We start from the raw sequence: 15,481 nt of genomic DNA on the forward strand, positions 1-15,481 counted from the left end.
TCTTACTATCCGGCCAAGGCCTGCACAGTATGCCTCACGGCGTCCGCAGACCAGTCCATGTTCCCGATGGACTCCGCGACAACCTCGCCTTTCGCGTTCAGGATCAGCGAACGCGGCACGCCATGCAGGGACATGACATCCGGCGTCAGATCCTTCAGGTCATCGGGACGCACCTGCCGGATGGACTGCACCAGCGCCGTCTGATCCGCCGTTTCCATCATCACGCCCGAGACCGGATCAACCAGCACCGGCAGCGTGTCGATCCCGTAGCTGTCATAAAACGCCCGGACCTTCGGAATGGTGCTGCCACGCACCGCGACCGCCACGATCTGCGGACCATCCGCATCCAGAGCCTTGGCCGTCGCATTCACCGAAGGCAGCTCGCGGATGCAGGGCGGGCACCAGGTTGCCCAGAAATGCAGGATGAACGGATTGCCGTACCAGTGCGACAGCGGCACGTCCTGCCCCTGCTCGTTCTGCACGCTCAGCGGCGGCAGAACTTTTGGCGTTGCGAGCTTTCCAAAGGAATTCGGCTCAAAAGCCAGTCCCTTGCCAGCCTCTTCCTTTGCAGCCGTTGCCGCAATGGCCCGTCCCGAAACCAGAAGGGCACCGGCCCCTCCCAGAAGATGACGACGTGTCAGGGGAAAAGTCATGTTGGAAATCCGTTTTTTCATTGCAGCAGGTCTGTCACATCGCGGCTCAGGCGCTCGTCGCGGCAAGAACCCGGCGCAGCGCGGCAGGCGCGCCGGGAGCCGTCCAGTCCAGCGATCCCGCCGCCGTTGCGCGAATGCACCCTGCACCATCAATCAGGAATGTTACGGGGATGGCAAGCGCCCTGTTCCCGCACCATGCCTTCAGATCCTCCCCGGCTACCGCCCAGACGGGCAGCCCGGCCACTTCATTGTGTTCCAGAAATGCATGGATCTCTTCCGGCGATCCACTTGAAACCGCCACCGGAACAACTGGACAGTCCGGCCCCCATGTCTTCATGAAAGCCGCCAGCCCCGGCAGTTCATGACGGCACGGCGGGCACCACGTCGCCCAGACATGCAGCAGAAATGGCACGCCCCGACGCGATGTCAGGGCATATCGCACGCCCCCGGGACCGGACAGCCCGAACCCAACAGGCCCCGAAACAGCTTTCCCCGGCATCAGACGGTCAATCGGCATACCCCGCCGTACCCCCGTCCCAGCCAGCTTCGAGGCCCCGTAACCGACCGCAACCGCGAGCCCCACCGTCCCGAAAACAACACTCCGCCGACTGAGCAAATCAGCCCTCACGCCGGTTTGGATGCCTGAAGATCCGACAGGATCTTTTGCAGAGACGCCTGGCTCTCCGGTGCAGCCCACGCCATTTCCCCTTCGACACTGGCCCGCATCCGCCCCTGCGCATCAATCACGCAGGTCATGGGCAGGCTTGGCTCACCGGATGTGAACCATTGGGAAAACTCATGCTGCCCGAGCGTCCAAGGCGCGATATGCGGCAGATTGCCCTGCGCCAGAAACACCATGACTTTCGGCATCGGGCTGGCGACGGCCACCGGGATCACGGGCACGGTCGAGCCTGTTTTCTCGATGAACGTATTGAGCGCCGGCAGCTCCAGTCTGCAGGGCGGACACCAGGTCGCCCACAGATGCAGCACAAAAGGCCGCCCCCTCATCGTGGACAGGGAAAGCGCCGTCCCCCCGGGCCCGACAAGCTGGAAATTCACGGGCTCCAGCCTGGGCGCGCCGGGCTTGAGCGACGGCAGCATCGGCTGCACACCATCCGCTGCCCGGGCAGAATTCCCCAGCCCGCAATTGCAGAGGGAAGCCGCCGCAGCTAGGCTGGCCGCTCTTCCAAGAAGGGTTCGCCGGTCGATCTGCTTCCGAATCATCTGTTTACGGTTCCCATGAAAAACGCTCCTGTCGACACACAATCAGATGCCGCTACATCCTTTGAAGGCACAGCCGCCAATCCGCAATGGGGTGGCCGCTTCGCCTCGGGTCCGGCTGCCATCATGGGCGAGATCAATGCCTCCATCGGATTTGACAAGATCCTGTGGCGACAGGACATCCGCGGCTCCCTCGCCCATGCCGCCATGCTCCAGAAGGTCGGCCTGCTGACCGAGACCGAACTGGCCGAAATCCGTCAGGGCCTGGGCGACATCGCACAGGAAATCAGCGAAGGCCGCTTAGAGTTCTCCCCCGCCCTCGAAGACATTCACATGAACATCGAGGCCCGCCTGTCCGAGCGGATCGGCGAGGCCGGCAAGCGCCTGCATACGGCGCGTTCGCGCAATGATCAGGTCGCCACCGATTTCCGCCTCTGGGTCCGCGACGCCATCGACGGCCTGCAGGAGCAGACCGCCTCCCTGATGCGCTCCCTCGCCACCCGTGCGCTGGAACATGCCGCAACACCGATGCCCGGCTTCACTCATCTTCAGGTCGCCCAGCCGGTCACGTTCGGCCACCACCTTCTGGCCTATGTCGAGATGCTGTCGCGCGATCGCGGTCGCCTGCGTGACGCCCGCGCCCGTCTGAACGAATGTCCGCTCGGCTCGGCTGCTCTTGCCGGCACGTCCTTTCCGATCGACCGCCGCATGACGGCCGCAGCACTGGATTTCGACCGCCCGACCGCCAATTCGCTCGACGCAGTTTCGGACCGTGACTTCGCGCTCGAATTCCTCTCCGCCCTATCGCTTCAGGCCATGCATCTGTCGCGTCTGGCCGAGGAAATCGTGATGTGGGCCTCCGCTCCCTTCGGCTTCATCACGCTGTCGGATGCTTTTACGACCGGCTCCTCCATCATGCCGCAGAAGCGCAATCCGGACGCCGCCGAGCTCGTCCGTGCCAAGATCGGCCGCATCATGGGCGATTTCGTGGGCCTGCTGACGGTCATGAAGGGCCTGCCGCTCGCCTATGCCAAGGACACGCAGGAAGACAAGGAACCCGTCTTTGACGCCACCGAGGCCATGACACTCTCGCTGGCCGCAATGGACGGCATGATCCGGGACCTGAAAGCCAACACCACCCGGATGCGTGAAGTCGCGGGAATGGGCTTCTCTACCGCCACCGACCTCGCCGACTGGCTGGTCCGCGAACTGCGCGTCCCCTTCCGCACCGCCCATCACGTCACTGGCCGTCTGGTCGGCATGGCGGAACAGAAAGGCTGCGATCTAGCCGATCTGTCACTTGAAGAGATGCAGTCCGTCGAACCGCAGATCAACGCTGGTGTTTTCGATGTCCTGACCGTCGAGGCCTCTCTTGCCTCCCGCACCAGCGAAGGCGGCACGGCGCCAGCCAATGTGAAGCATCAGGCCGAAGCATGGCTCGCAAAACTCGGAGAAACCGCATGAAAAAACTGCTGCTCGTCAGCATGGCGGTTATGGCCCTCGGCCTGACCGCCTGCGGCAAGAAAGGCGCCCCGCACGCCCCGGGCCCCTCGCAGGACATTACCTATCCGGGCGTCTACCCGCCGGAATAAACCCCTGTCGGCAGGCTCGCCTCCAGAGCCTGCCGCACCAGCGGGTGCTCCAGCACCTGCCGAGCCGTCCAGCCCGCCTGCCGCAGAACCCGCACACCTTCCGCGCCATCCCGCTTGGACAGTTTGTGCCCCTCTGCATCCAGAATGAGTGCATGATGCGCATAAACCGGTTCCGGCCAGCCCATCAGGTCCTGCAACACACGCTGGACTGACGTCGCCTCATACAGATCGCGCCCGCGTGTCACGGTCGTCACACCCTCAAGCGCATCGTCATGCGTGACGCACAGATGATACGACACACCCGTATCCCGCCGCGCCAGAACGATATCACCAAACGCATCGGCTTTCCCGGCAACCCGCCCATGCCCGACCTCATGCCAGCCCGGCACGCCCTGCAACACATCCAGCGCCCGCCCCATATCGAGCCGCCAGACCGGATCACGTCCCTGCCCTTCCCGTGCCGCGCTGTGTCGACAGGTCCCCGGATAAACAAGGCTCCCGTCCGGCGCGACCTGCGTCGCAGCTTCGGCAATCTCCCGTCGCGTGCAGAAACACGGGTACAACCACCCCCGCTCCCGCAGGGTGTCCAGCACGGCATGATACTCTGCCAGATGCTCCGACTGCTGCCGGACCGGCCCGTCTGAATACAGCCCAAGCCAGTCCAGATCTTCACGCAACGCCTGCGTCAGTTCCGGTGTACAGCGCGTCGTATCAATATCCTCGATACGAATCAGAAACCTTCCGGCCTCTCCAGCCATGATCCGCGAATACAGCCCCGAGACCACATGCCCCAGATGCAGGAATCCCGTGGGACTCGGCGCAAATCGTGTCGTGGCAGAAGGCGTCATGAATGTGTCACCAGCGTTAGCTTGCGGTCCGGGCAGTTTACTGGAATAGTTTTCTCAAAGAAGCCGACGACACGTGTTTTCCCGCTGTTTGTCCCGTTTTCATTCGGCGCCGTAATCCCCGCATGTGTCGTCCTTGCAGAAAGGATGCGTGTGGTGTCCGTCAGCGGTCAGCATTTTCCGGCTCTTGTCCTGAACGCGGATTTCCGTCCGCTGTCCTATTTCCCGCTCTCGCTCTGGTCCTGGCAGGAAGCCGTCAAGGCCGTCTTCCTAGACCGCGTCTCGGTCCTCTCCGAATATGAAGACGCCGTCGTCCACTCCCCCAGCCAGAGCATGCGCCTGCCCAGCGTCATCGCGCTGAAAGACTATATTCCAACAGCCCGCAAGCCGGCCTTCACCCGTTTCAACGTTTTCCTGCGGGACAATTTCTCGTGTCAGTACTGCCATGACCGATTGCCCACGCACGAGCTGACCTTCGATCACGTCATCCCCCGCGCCCGCGGAGGCCGCACAACCTGGGAAAACGTCGTCACCGCCTGCAGCCCCTGCAACCTGCTGAAGGGCTCAAAACTGCCAAGCGAACTGGGTATGCATCCTCACCGCAAACCCGTTCAGCCCAGCAGCCGCCTCCTTCAGGAAAACGGCCGGACCTTCCCGCCGCATTATCTTCACGAAAGCTGGCGCGATTATCTGTACTGGAATACCGAACTCGAAACCTGAGCACACGTTCAGTCAGTCCAACTTCTGCAAGGATGGACTTCCATGCGTACTGGACTTCTGCTGACGACACTGGCCCTCGGCCTGTCGGTGACTGCCCTGCCCGCTTCCGCGGAAACGCTGCATCTCTTCGGCCCGTTCAAGGGCGAACATGGTGCAACCGCCCCGATCAAGGGCTCGGCATCCGCAATGCTGGATACCACCAAGAATACCCTGACCTACCGTTTCGAAGATAACGGCTTGTCCGGTCCCGTGACGGCAGCCCATCTGCATGGCCCGGCTCCGGAGGGTCAGGATGCCGGCGTCCTCGCCCCGATCAACGGCCCCTACACCACCCGCATGACCGGGACGCTCCAGCTCACACCCGATCAGGTCAAGGAAGTCCAGGCCGGGCAGACCTACATCAACCTGCACACCGAAAAATACCCGGACGGCGAAGCCCGCGCCCAGCTTACGACCGACCTGACGGGTCACAAACATCACATGGAATAAGCGTCCGCTTTCCCATGAAAAAGGCCTGCCCCGTAAGGGACAGGCTTTTTTTTCGTAGCGCCACAGATGGTTTTACTGAGCTGCTGAATCGGCTTTGCTGTCCGGAGCCTTGGCGGGACTACCCGGATCAAGCTCATGAGCCGTCTTCTTCGTCCAGGCGCCTGTAGCATGCACCGCCTCTTTGGTGCCGTTCTTGGTCGCCTTCCAGCCCTTTTCGCCTTCCTTGCCAGTCCAGTGCGCAGCGTCGGAAACACCGCTCTTCGTGGCATTCCAACCTTTGACGCTCTCCGTTTTCGTCCAGTCGGCGGCATTGGACGTCCCATGACGAACCGCAGCCCAGGACTGACGCACACTCCGGCAGAGGTCCGTCTCACAGGGCTTCTCGGCGGTTCCAGCCGCCATGGCCGTCGGCGCCAGACCTATTGGCATCAGAGCAAGGCCAACAAGAAGCAGCGACGATGAAAAATCAGGAAACCGGATCGACATCGGGAGACTCCCTAAGTTTCAAAGAATGTCACACTGTCATTCCTCGAAGAACCGGACAAGCCCGACAGCAAAGGTCCGGACTTGAACAGGTAAGGCGTTATCCCCAAAACCAGAAATAGCGCTCCGGAAAAGAACACGACCAAGCGGAAAATGCATTCACCAGCCTCGGCACCAACCAACCTTGACCATATCCGGGAATGCTTTCCGAACTGCATCATCGAAGCCGCGGTGAAAACGGTACTGTGATACTTTCGGTCCTCTTCATGTTGTATTTCACGATCGAAGCTTCAAAGACGAAACTACAAGAATTAATTAAGATCTCTCTAGCGCTACAATAAGCATGGATCTCGCCATCCTGTTTCCCGACGACAATCCCCTATCCCCTCGACCAAGGGTTAAAGAAGGCCAGACCGGCTCAGCGCAGAATGTATCGCCAGCCCTGCAAGCAATAAAAAAACCCCGCATCTCTGCGGGGTTTTCAACAGGCTACAGCCTACACAAATTAACTCATACCAGACGTGGGATCATTCCCACTCAATCGTGCCCGGCGGCTTGGACGTGATATCGTAAGTCACGCGGTTAATGCCACGAACCTCGTTGACGATACGCCCGGCCACCCGGTTCAGGAATGCGAAGTCGAACGGATAGACTTCTGCCGTCATGCCATCCGTGCTGGTCACGGCACGTAGGGCGCAGGCCTGATCGTAGGTCCGGCCATCACCCATGACACCGACCGTGCGCACCGGAAGCAGAACCGCGAAAGCCTGCCAGATCGCATCGTACAGGCCGGCACGACGGATTTCTTCAAGATAGATCGCATCCACCTTGCGCAGCAGATCTAGCTTTTCCTTGGTGACATCACCCGGAATACGGATCGCCAGTCCCGGCCCCGGGAACGGATGCCGCCCGACGATGCTCTCCGGAATACCCAGCTCACGGCCAAGCATGCGGACCTCGTCCTTGAACAGCTCACGCAGCGGCTCGACCAGTTCCATGTTCATGCGGTCCGGCAGACCGCCGACATTGTGGTGAGACTTGATGGTCACGGACGGACCACCCGAGAAGCTCACGCTCTCGATCACGTCCGGATACAGCGTGCCCTGAGCCAGGAATTGCGCGCCACCCAGCTTCGCAGCCTCTTCCTCGAAGACCTCGATGAACAGACGGCCTATCGTCTTGCGCTTCGTTTCCGGATCGGTCACGCCAGCCAGTTCCTTCAGGAACAGCTCGGAGGCGTCACGATGCACGAGACGAATATTGAAGCGGCCACGGAACGTCTTGACGACTTCGTCAGCCTCACCGGTACGCATGATGCCCGGATCCACGAAAATGCAGGTCAGCTGATCGCCGATCGCATCATGGATCAGCTTGGCCGCAACGGAGCTGTCCACACCACCCGACAGACCACAGATCACACGACCCGAACCAACCTGCTTGCGGATGCGCGCGATTTCCAGTTCACGGAAGCCAGCCATCGTCCAGGTTCCGCTGCAACCCGCAACATTATGCGTGAAGTTGCGGATCAGCGCAGCACCATGCGGCGTATGCACGACTTCCGGATGGAACTGCACGCCATACAGACGACGTCCCTCATCCGCGATGATCGCGAACGGTGCCCCTTCGGAATGGGCAACGGCGCGGAAACCAGGCGGAAGCTGCGTGACGCGGTCGCCATGGCTCATCCAGACCTGCTCACGTTTGCCGCGCGCCCAGACGCCACGGAACAGCGAGCAGTCCTCGGCAATATCAATATAGGCGCGACCGAATTCGCGGTGTTCGTGGTGCTCGACCTTGCCACCCAGCTTCTGGCACATCGCCTGCTGGCCATAGCAGATCCCCAGCACGGGGCGGTTCAGCGCGAAGACCACATCCGGAATCGGCGGTGCATTCTCGTCATGCACACTGGCCGGGCTGCCGGACAGGATGATGCCGCGCGGATTGAAAGCGCGGATCTTTTCCTCGGTCGCCGTATACGGCCAGATCTCGCAGTAAACGCCGCTCTCGCGGACACGACGCGCAATAAGCTGCGTCACCTGGCTGCCGAAATCCAGAATGAGGATACGGTCTTCGTGAAGGGTTTCGTCGAGCTTTTCGACGGTGCTGGCGTCCTGCTGGGTCAATGTCATGGCCTCGCGTTCCGGTTTCATGGTGCCTTTTGAGGCTCTCCTATAAGGTGTTGTGTCGTCTGCGTCATCCATTCTGCAACACGGAACAGGAACAACATGCGCCTGCCAGCACTTTTCGCCCTCTCCGCCACGGCCCTGCTCGCCGCTTGCGCCGGCACTCCCGACCCCGGCAAGGATCCGACCGGCTCCTGGGTCGGTGCACTCGTTACGGATCAGGGCACCTGCCCGACCGAGCATCCCTCGACCCTGCGGATCCGCGGCAAGGAAATCCTCTTTACGCCGGCTGACGGCGCACAGGTCCTGCACGGCACCTACACACCCGGAAGCCAGCATTATCATGCCGAACTCGCCATGACGGATATGGACCATCACAACACGGCAGTCGTGTTCAACGGCTACCCGGTCGGACAGGCCATTGGCGGCATTTTCGGCTCGCCTTCGTGCCGGGCTCATATCACCATGACGCGAAACTGAAATTTTTTCCAAAGCGGGGTTGTCAGGTCAGTTAAGCCTCTGTAAAACCCCGCCTCACAGCGCACCCGTAGCTCAACTGGATAGAGCACCAGACTACGAATCTGGGGGTTAGAGGTTCAAGTCCTTTCGGGTGCACCACATTGCCTTTCCCCTTTACAAGTTAGTGGCGCTTCAGTGCCTCACCTGCTCCAGGCAGCGATAGACCTCGTCCCATTCGTATGGCTTGGACAGGAACATCGTGCCGCCCGGCAGCTGTCCCAGATCCTGAATCCGCGTCCCCGACGTCAGAACCAGTCCGATTTCCGGGCGATGCTCACGGATCAGGCGGGCAAGCGCCACACCGTCCATGTCGCCAGGCATGTTCACGTCTGAAAAGATGGTGCCAATATCCGGATTCCGGGCCAGCACCTGAAGCGCCTCGTCGGCATCAGCCGCGAGAGAGGCCTCATAGCCCGCCTCTTCCAGCATATCCGCCGCGAGAAAGCGCAGAAGCGCCTGATCCTCGACAACGAGAACATGCTTTCTGTTGACCCTTTTGGAGTCCCCACGAAATCCTCCTTTCGGAGCCGCTCGCGAGGATGTCTCCTTCATGGACATGACATACATGGCAATCACCTTCCGGGATTGAAAAACCTGTAACACCCAATCGGGCGTCCTGCCCTGTGCAACGTCACGACAGGGCTCATGTTTGCATGTGTGAATTTTTTCTGACGTGCGCCTGATGCATGGGAACCCGAAAAACTCAGTGCGGCAGCGGCGCGGCAAACCCGCCCCGCCCTTCCGTCGCCAGCACATCGATCCCGACAATTCCCCACTGCCCGTCAGGCTGGCGCACAAACAGTGGACCGCCACTGTCCCCCCGCGTCGCCGAGCAGTCATGATGGATCAGTCCGTTCAGCGCCAACCCGTTGATCTGACAGGAAATATCGCCATACGGAACCTCAGGCCGGTCCTGCGGATATCCAACCAGCATCGCCGCAGCGCCCATCGGCGCCGAACCATACGGAACAAGATCCCCTGACAGCACCACTGGCCGGTCCAGAACCAGCGTGGCCCGATCCTCGGATGCGGTGCCGCCTTCGTTCGTAGGATCATATCCGGGGGCAATAACAAATCGTGTCACCTGCGCGTGAAGGCGATACTGCCCCATCGCATAGCCCATCAGGACATAAACATCCTCAGGCTGGATATAATGCCGGGTCGCAGGCAGCCACAGACAATGCGCCGCCGTCAGCATCACGGTCGGCGCTACGGCAAATCCCGTACAGCGCCCACCAAGAGACGTCTGGACGCGCCCAAGGATCCGCCACGGCGCCGTATTCACATCCACGACGCTGCGATGACTGTCTGCACCGAGTCCCGGCAACGCCAAGGCCGGAGCGGCGATTGCCCCTCCGCCTGACAGACAGACAATCAGCAACGCGGCGGCGCGTTTCATCCCAGATGATCCGGCCCGAACGCGTCAGGCAGAAGCTCGGCCAACGTCCGGGTCAGGAGCAGATCTCCCGTTGGCGAGATCATATGCACCTGCAGATCCGGCAGACCGAACTCCCGCAGCTTCTGCCGGCATCCCCCACATGGCGTACATGGCGCATCCCCACCCACGATCACGATTTCCTCGATCCGACGTCCACCGCCCCGCACCATAGCAGCAATCGCCCCGGCCTCGGCACAGGTCCCAAGCGGATAGGCCGCGTTCTCGACATTACAGCCGGAATGAACCACACCCTCACACCGCAACGCGGCCCCAACCTGAAAGCGCGAATAGGGTGCGTAAGCACGCGAACGGGCCTCAAGGGCCTCTCGGATCAGTTCCTGTATCATGCCGACGATATTATCCCCTGCGGGTTCAGCTTGGAACATGCTTCCAAGAGCGATACGGTAGCACCATCATGAGTGCACCGCTTCCCTCCGATCCCGCCACCGATCCGTCCTTCTCCGACATGCTGGAAACCCGTCCCTCGCTGAAGATGGACGCACGGGACGGCCTGCTGTTCGAAGGCGTGCCCCTGCACGTCATCGCAGCCGCCGTCGGCACACCGTGCTGGATCACGGGCGCCGAAACGCTGCGCCGTCGCGCAAAAGCACTGCGTGCCGCGTTCGAGGCCCGGAACCTGCCGGTCAACATGCATTTCGCCATGAAATCGCAGGACCATCAGGCCACCCTGACCATCCTGCGCCAGTGCGGCTACGGCGTGGACATCGTCAGCGGCGGCGAAATGCAGCGCGCCCTTCATGCCGGGATTTCACCTTCGGGCATCGTGTTCTCTGGCGTCGGCAAATCCGATGCCGAACTACGCGCCGCTATCGAGCACGACATCGCACAAATCAATGTCGAAAGCGTCGAGGAACTCTACCGTCTGGACGACATCGCCCGCGCCTGTGGCCGCGTTGCCCGCGCCGCCCTGCGCGTCAATCCGGACGTGGACGCCGACACCCATGACAAGATTTCTACCGGCCGCGCCGGAGACAAGTTCGGCATCGAGCACCGCCGCGCCGTCGCGTTGTATGACGAAGCCGCCAGCCTGAAGAACGTCCGCCTTGTCGGTCTGGCCGTTCATCTCGGCAGCCAGATGCTCACAGCCGGTCCTTTCCGCGAAGGCTATAGCAGACTGGCCGACATGGTCCGCGAAATCCGCGCCGCCGGCCACACCGTCGAAGCCGTGGACTGCGGCGGGGGCCTCGGCATCCGCTATCGGGACGAAATCGCGCCCTCACCCGACATGCTCGCCGGCGTCATCGCCGAGACACTGGGCGATCTCGACGTCCGCCTCAGCATCGAACCCGGCCGCTGGCTCTCCGCTCCCACCGGCATCCTGCTGACCCGCGTGATCGAAACCAAGGCCGGCAACCCCGATTTCGTCGTGCTCGACGCCGCCATGAACGACCTCGCCCGCCCGTCCCTTTATGAATCGTGGCACGGCATCATGCCCGTCGCCCCGAGCGGCCTGACCAATCCTACGAAACTCTGGGATATCGTCGGCCCGGTCTGCGAAAGCAGCGACATTTTCGCCCGTGATCGCGCCCTGCCTGCGGACACGAAGCGCGGGGACCTGATCGCCCTGCTCGATACGGGTGCTTACGGTTCGGTCATGAGTTCCAACTATAATTCCCGCCCATTCGCGGCGCAGGTCCTGATCGACAACGGAAAATGGGAGATCATCCGCCAGCGCCAGAGCGTTGCGGAACTGATCGCTGCCGAAACCGTTCCGGAATGGCTGACAGCTAAGGACGACCATGGCTGAGCCAAACCCGGCCCTCCACTTCAAAACCCTGCGCCGGAAAGCCCAGCGTGTCCTGTGGTGGGAACGCGCCTGGGAGCCCCTGCGCTGGCCCCTGCTGCTGGTCGCGTTCTACGTTCTCGCCTGCCTTGCGCGTATTCCCCAGTCCCTGCCGGACTGGCTGCATACCCTGCTGGAAGCCGGCGTTCTCGGCACGGCCCTGTGGCTCACCATCACCGGCCTGCGCCGCGTGCCTCCCGTCAGCATCCCCGTGGCTGACCGCCGGATCGAGCATGATTCCAAACTCGCCTACCAGCCTCTCCTCAGCCTGACCGACCGACCGGCTTTTGCAGGAAATGGCGAGCAGTCCGCCATCTGGTCCCGTCACGTCGAGCGGGTCACAGCCTCCCTCGGCACGCTCCGCGTTGGCCTCCCCCACCCCGAAACCAGCCTGCACGAGCGGCTCGCGCTCATTGCCGTCCCGCTGGCCATCGTAGTTGCGGCAGTTCTCGGCGGCACGCATACGCCCTCACGTCTTCACGCAGGGCTGATCCCCGGCGTGGATGACGACAGCATTTCGCTTCCCACCCTTCAGGCCTGGATCGACCGCCCGTCCTACGCACCCGGCGCGCCAATTTTCCTGTCCGCCACGGGCCACAACACGCTGGACGTTCCACAGGGTGCCATTCTGAACGCCACCATCACTGGCGCGCATGGAAAACCCACCCTGCACGGGATCGCTACGCCTGAACAGAACAGGCTCGATGCCGAAAGCTGGAACAGCCACGGCACGCTCCAGCAGTCCGGCACCATCAGTATCGTCGTCCGTGGCCGCACGCTCGGCTCATGGCGCGTTAAAGTTGAACCCGACCTGCCGCCCACCGTCACCTGGGACGGCAAACCCGGCCCGCAGAAAGACGACTGGCGCACCGGCCTGCCCTGGCACGTTCACCAGACCTATGGCGTCGCCTCGCTCGAAGCCGAGATCAACCTTCCCGGCCTGACCCGGGGCCGCATCCTGCACGTCCCCATCCCGCTCGACGGACAGCCCAAGGATGCGAAAGGCGTCGCCACGCCGGATCTTTCCTCCGATCCGTTCGCCGGAATGGAAGTCGAAGGTCGCCTGCATACCAAGAGCGTCTCCGGCCGCGAAAGCCGCAGCGATATCGTCAAATTCCAGATCGCTGCCCGCAAGTTCACCGATCCGCTGGCCCGCGCCCTCGTCGCCCTGCGCCGCCGCCTCATGCTCGGCCAGCAACGCGCCTCGCAGGCCGCAGCCGAACTGAACCTCCTGACGCAGACGACCGACGAACGCGCCATCCTCGCAGCCCTCGGCCTTGAGATCGCCTCGCTCCAGAAAGATGCCCCCGACGGTTCCGCGGACCGGGTCCCCGGCGAACTCTGGGCACTGGCGCTTTATCTGGACGACCTGCGTCGCGACGGCCCCGACATTGCTGATGCCGCAGCCGAAGTCCGCGCCGCCCAGCAGGGCGTGCAGCAGCAGCTCGACCACATGCGCGACCTCGGCGACAAGGGCCATACACTTCCCGAACAGGAAGAACTCCAGCGCCGCACGCAGGCTCTCAAGGATGCCCTGAACCGCCGGATGCAGCTCCTGTTCTCACGCGCCGCCCAGAGCGGCATCGTCATGCCGCAGTCCGGCACCAGCTCGGCTGATCCGTTCTCGGATGAAATGCGCCGTCTCCAGTCCGAAGCCAATCAGGGCCATGGCGACGAAGCCCTCAAGCGCCTCCAGCAGATGGAAGACATGGCCGAGCGCATGCGTCAGGCCAGCCCCGAGGATCTCAAGGCGCTTGCCGAGCAGATGAAGGCACAGGCTGAAGCCCGTGCCCAGCGTGCGGCCCTGCATGATCTCGTCCACCGCGAAACCACCCTGCTCGACCACACGCAGTCCCGTCTCTCGGCAGCTCAAAAGGCTGCGGCTCCGCCCGATGACGGCAGCCGCCCGGATGTCAGCCAGATGTCCACGGCCGATCTGCTCCGTCAGCTCGGCATGCAGCCCCCGCCCGGCATGGAGCAGCCTGCCGACGCCAAACCGCCCACTCCGGTCGATCCCGCCACGGTCGCCGCGCAGTCCGACGGACGCCGCGCGGACCATGCCCTGCAACGCGCGCTACAGCGCGTGAACGACATCCTGAGCCACCGCGTCAAGGACCTGACCGGCAAACCCGCCACAGCCTTCGACAAGGCGAAAACGGACATGCAGACCGCGCGCGAAGCCCTCGCGGACCGCAAGGATGCCGAGGCCCAGACTGCCGAACAGAAAGTTCTCGCCGATCTGTCCGAAGCCGGAAAGCAGATGCGCCAGAACCAGAAATCCGGCGGATCAGGCAAGGGTCAGGGCGGCAGCCTGAGCTTCATCCCGTCCGGCGGCACAGGAGGTTCCGGCAAACCCCAGCATGGCGCGAAAGGCCAGCAGGGCGATGACGGCGACCAGCCTCAGGCCGGTGACGAAGACGGGGAGGATGACGATCAGAAGGATCAGGATCCGCTGGGCCGCAAACTGGGCGAAGGCGACAAGGGCAAGGATTCCGACGCCCATATCCCGGACAAGAGCGCCCGGGACCGCGCCCGCGACATCGAGCGCGAACTCCGCCGCCGCGCCTCGGACCGCACCCGCCCGCAAAGCGAACTGGACTATCTGGAACGGCTCCTCAAATCATTCTGACAAAAAAAGCCCGGCGCCGTCATGGCACCGGGCTTTTTCAGATCCAGTCCTTAATGGACATAAGCGGTTCTTTCACGACCCCGCTGCCCCGTCCGGGCCGCCTCCTCAATCTGAGCCGCCCCTGGCAAAACGCCGTGCATCAGCATCTTCCAGTTGGGATCGGCGACCAAAATCGCACATAAATCACTCCAGTAGAGCAATGAATCAAAATGCGAATTGGTACTGTTATGAAGCAGTGACAGCGCCTGATCGGCTTGACCCTTGAAGATCAGGTCAAGCATGATCTGCGTCGTTGTGGGCAGGCCCTGCCCGGGGCGATTATGCCGGGTTTCCCACATAAATGCTCCGGTTTCATTTCCGATGGATGCTCCCTCGAACTCCAGGGAGACAAAGGACAGGGCATTCTGCTTCAACCGCTCCGCATCCAGCGCGAATGTTCCATTGCGCCAGATCACGGGCACCGGTGTCGACACGCTGTCGGAATCGGATGCGCCGAAGGGCCTCAGCACGGGAATCGACAGTCGGAAACCGAACGGCCCGGTCACAGGTGGGGCCTGGGACGGGTATTCAGGCTGGCGGCAGTCGCCGATTTTCTGGAAATGCGGCAGTTGTGCAAAACGCAGCGCGATATAGTCGCCGCACCGTTCTACCCCGCCTGTGCCAGCGTAAAACAGGAGGTCCGGCGCTTCCCCTGGTTTCGGTCCCGTCCGCTGCCAGAGCGTCGCGACAGATCCGGGCGGTCCGTCGATATTTTCAGAAACCGGGGCGCCCTTGCCCGTCCAGATGAGACAGAACGACTGCGGCTCTGCGCTCTGAACCTGACAGGCCCGCGCCTCTACATGCCCTTCAGGCCCGGACCACAGAACCCGGGCCTTCCCGGCAGGCGTGGAACCGGCAGACGCCGCCCCGCCCCAGATCCCGACAAGAAGAAGAGCAAGAGCTGAGCGCGCGCGCATACCGGATTC

General features: G+C 62.4%; 17 protein-coding genes and 1 tRNA gene. 8 read left to right on the forward strand and 10 right to left on the reverse strand.

Annotated elements, in window-relative coordinates:
* Positions 1-5: 5 nt before the first annotated feature.
* From HKD31_RS07185 to HKD31_RS07195, 3 genes are read right to left on the reverse strand one after another with little or no spacing between them, the layout of a single operon-like run.
* Entirely contained in the window at positions 6-653 is a 648-nt protein-coding gene (locus HKD31_RS07185) for a TlpA disulfide reductase family protein (RefSeq protein WP_194264771.1), read from the reverse strand.
* A 46-nt stretch (positions 654-699) separates the two neighbouring features.
* Positions 700-1,269 (reverse strand): TlpA family protein disulfide reductase, encoded by a 570-nt coding sequence (locus tag HKD31_RS07190; RefSeq protein WP_194264770.1) that lies wholly within the window; start codon positions 1,267-1,269, stop codon positions 700-702.
* An 8-nt stretch (positions 1,270-1,277) separates the two neighbouring features.
* Complete coding sequence (locus HKD31_RS07195) at positions 1,278-1,877, reverse strand: TlpA disulfide reductase family protein (RefSeq protein WP_194264769.1); 600 nt, start codon at positions 1,875-1,877, stop codon at positions 1,278-1,280.
* Between the two features lie 15 nt (positions 1,878-1,892).
* Between HKD31_RS07195 and argH the strand changes: the two genes are divergently transcribed.
* On the forward strand, positions 1,893-3,338 hold the full coding sequence (gene argH, locus HKD31_RS07200; RefSeq protein WP_194264768.1) for an argininosuccinate lyase: 1,446 nt from the start codon (positions 1,893-1,895) through the stop codon (positions 3,336-3,338).
* A complete protein-coding gene (locus tag HKD31_RS16040; RefSeq protein WP_228120333.1) occupies positions 3,335-3,466 on the forward strand; it encodes a lipoprotein in 132 nt (43 codons plus the stop codon). Before argH ends, HKD31_RS16040 begins: the two co-directional genes overlap by 4 nt.
* On the opposite strand, the gene gluQRS is transcribed toward HKD31_RS16040, so the two are convergent.
* Positions 3,451-4,314 (reverse strand): tRNA glutamyl-Q(34) synthetase GluQRS, encoded by an 864-nt coding sequence (gene gluQRS / locus HKD31_RS07205; protein WP_194264767.1) that lies wholly within the window; start codon positions 4,312-4,314, stop codon positions 3,451-3,453. The genes HKD31_RS16040 and gluQRS overlap by 16 nt on opposite strands.
* A gap of 144 nt (positions 4,315-4,458) precedes the next feature.
* On the opposite strand from gluQRS, the gene HKD31_RS07210 reads away from it, so the two are divergent.
* Both HKD31_RS07210 and HKD31_RS07215 read left to right on the forward strand, forming a co-directional pair.
* Positions 4,459-5,031 (forward strand): HNH endonuclease, encoded by a 573-nt coding sequence (locus HKD31_RS07210; RefSeq protein WP_034953612.1) that lies wholly within the window; start codon positions 4,459-4,461, stop codon positions 5,029-5,031.
* A gap of 42 nt (positions 5,032-5,073) precedes the next feature.
* Entirely contained in the window at positions 5,074-5,520 is a 447-nt protein-coding gene (locus HKD31_RS07215; protein WP_194264766.1) for a CHRD domain-containing protein, read from the forward strand.
* Positions 5,521-5,592: 72 nt separating this feature from the next.
* On the opposite strand, the gene HKD31_RS07220 is transcribed toward HKD31_RS07215, so the two are convergent.
* A complete protein-coding gene (locus tag HKD31_RS07220) occupies positions 5,593-6,006 on the reverse strand; it encodes a hypothetical protein (RefSeq protein ID WP_194264765.1) in 414 nt (137 codons plus the stop codon).
* 524 nt (positions 6,007-6,530) lie between these two features.
* Positions 6,531-8,132 (reverse strand): glutamine-hydrolyzing GMP synthase, encoded by a 1,602-nt coding sequence (gene guaA, locus HKD31_RS07225; RefSeq protein ID WP_041112857.1) that lies wholly within the window; start codon positions 8,130-8,132, stop codon positions 6,531-6,533.
* 96 nt (positions 8,133-8,228) lie between these two features.
* Here guaA and HKD31_RS07230 point away from each other — a divergent pair, with 96 nt between their 5' ends.
* Together HKD31_RS07230 and HKD31_RS07235 are read left to right on the forward strand one after the other, a co-directional pair.
* Complete coding sequence (locus HKD31_RS07230; protein WP_041112170.1) at positions 8,229-8,606, forward strand: hypothetical protein; 378 nt, start codon at positions 8,229-8,231, stop codon at positions 8,604-8,606.
* Between the two features lie 61 nt (positions 8,607-8,667).
* Positions 8,668-8,744 (forward strand) — tRNA-Arg (locus tag HKD31_RS07235).
* 33 nt (positions 8,745-8,777) lie between these two features.
* Here the strand turns inward: HKD31_RS07235 and HKD31_RS07240 are convergent.
* The 3 genes from HKD31_RS07240 to HKD31_RS07250 form a co-directional block, all read right to left on the reverse strand.
* Complete coding sequence (locus HKD31_RS07240; protein WP_062456601.1) at positions 8,778-9,212, reverse strand: response regulator; 435 nt, start codon at positions 9,210-9,212, stop codon at positions 8,778-8,780.
* Positions 9,213-9,348: 136 nt separating this feature from the next.
* On the reverse strand, positions 9,349-10,044 hold the full coding sequence (locus HKD31_RS07245; protein ID WP_194264764.1) for a trypsin-like serine peptidase: 696 nt from the start codon (positions 10,042-10,044) through the stop codon (positions 9,349-9,351).
* Positions 10,041-10,430 (reverse strand): cytidine deaminase, encoded by a 390-nt coding sequence (locus HKD31_RS07250; protein WP_194264763.1) that lies wholly within the window; start codon positions 10,428-10,430, stop codon positions 10,041-10,043. Before HKD31_RS07250 ends, HKD31_RS07245 begins: the two co-directional genes overlap by 4 nt.
* A 68-nt stretch (positions 10,431-10,498) precedes the next feature.
* On the opposite strand from HKD31_RS07250, the gene lysA reads away from it, so the two are divergent.
* A complete protein-coding gene (lysA, locus tag HKD31_RS07255) occupies positions 10,499-11,851 on the forward strand; it encodes a diaminopimelate decarboxylase (protein ID WP_194264762.1) in 1,353 nt (450 codons plus the stop codon).
* A complete protein-coding gene (locus tag HKD31_RS07260) occupies positions 11,844-14,516 on the forward strand; it encodes a DUF4175 domain-containing protein (protein WP_194264761.1) in 2,673 nt (890 codons plus the stop codon). Before lysA ends, HKD31_RS07260 begins: the two co-directional genes overlap by 8 nt.
* A 50-nt stretch (positions 14,517-14,566) precedes the next feature.
* On the opposite strand, the gene HKD31_RS07265 is transcribed toward HKD31_RS07260, so the two are convergent.
* Positions 14,567-15,472: a hypothetical protein gene (locus HKD31_RS07265; RefSeq protein ID WP_194264760.1), complete on the reverse strand. Its 906-nt coding sequence runs from the start codon at positions 15,470-15,472 to the stop codon at positions 14,567-14,569.
* Positions 15,473-15,481 lie beyond the last annotated feature (9 nt).

Source organism: Gluconobacter potus (genome assembly GCF_015244705.1).
In the GTDB taxonomy this organism is placed as follows: domain Bacteria; phylum Pseudomonadota; class Alphaproteobacteria; order Acetobacterales; family Acetobacteraceae; genus Gluconobacter; species Gluconobacter potus.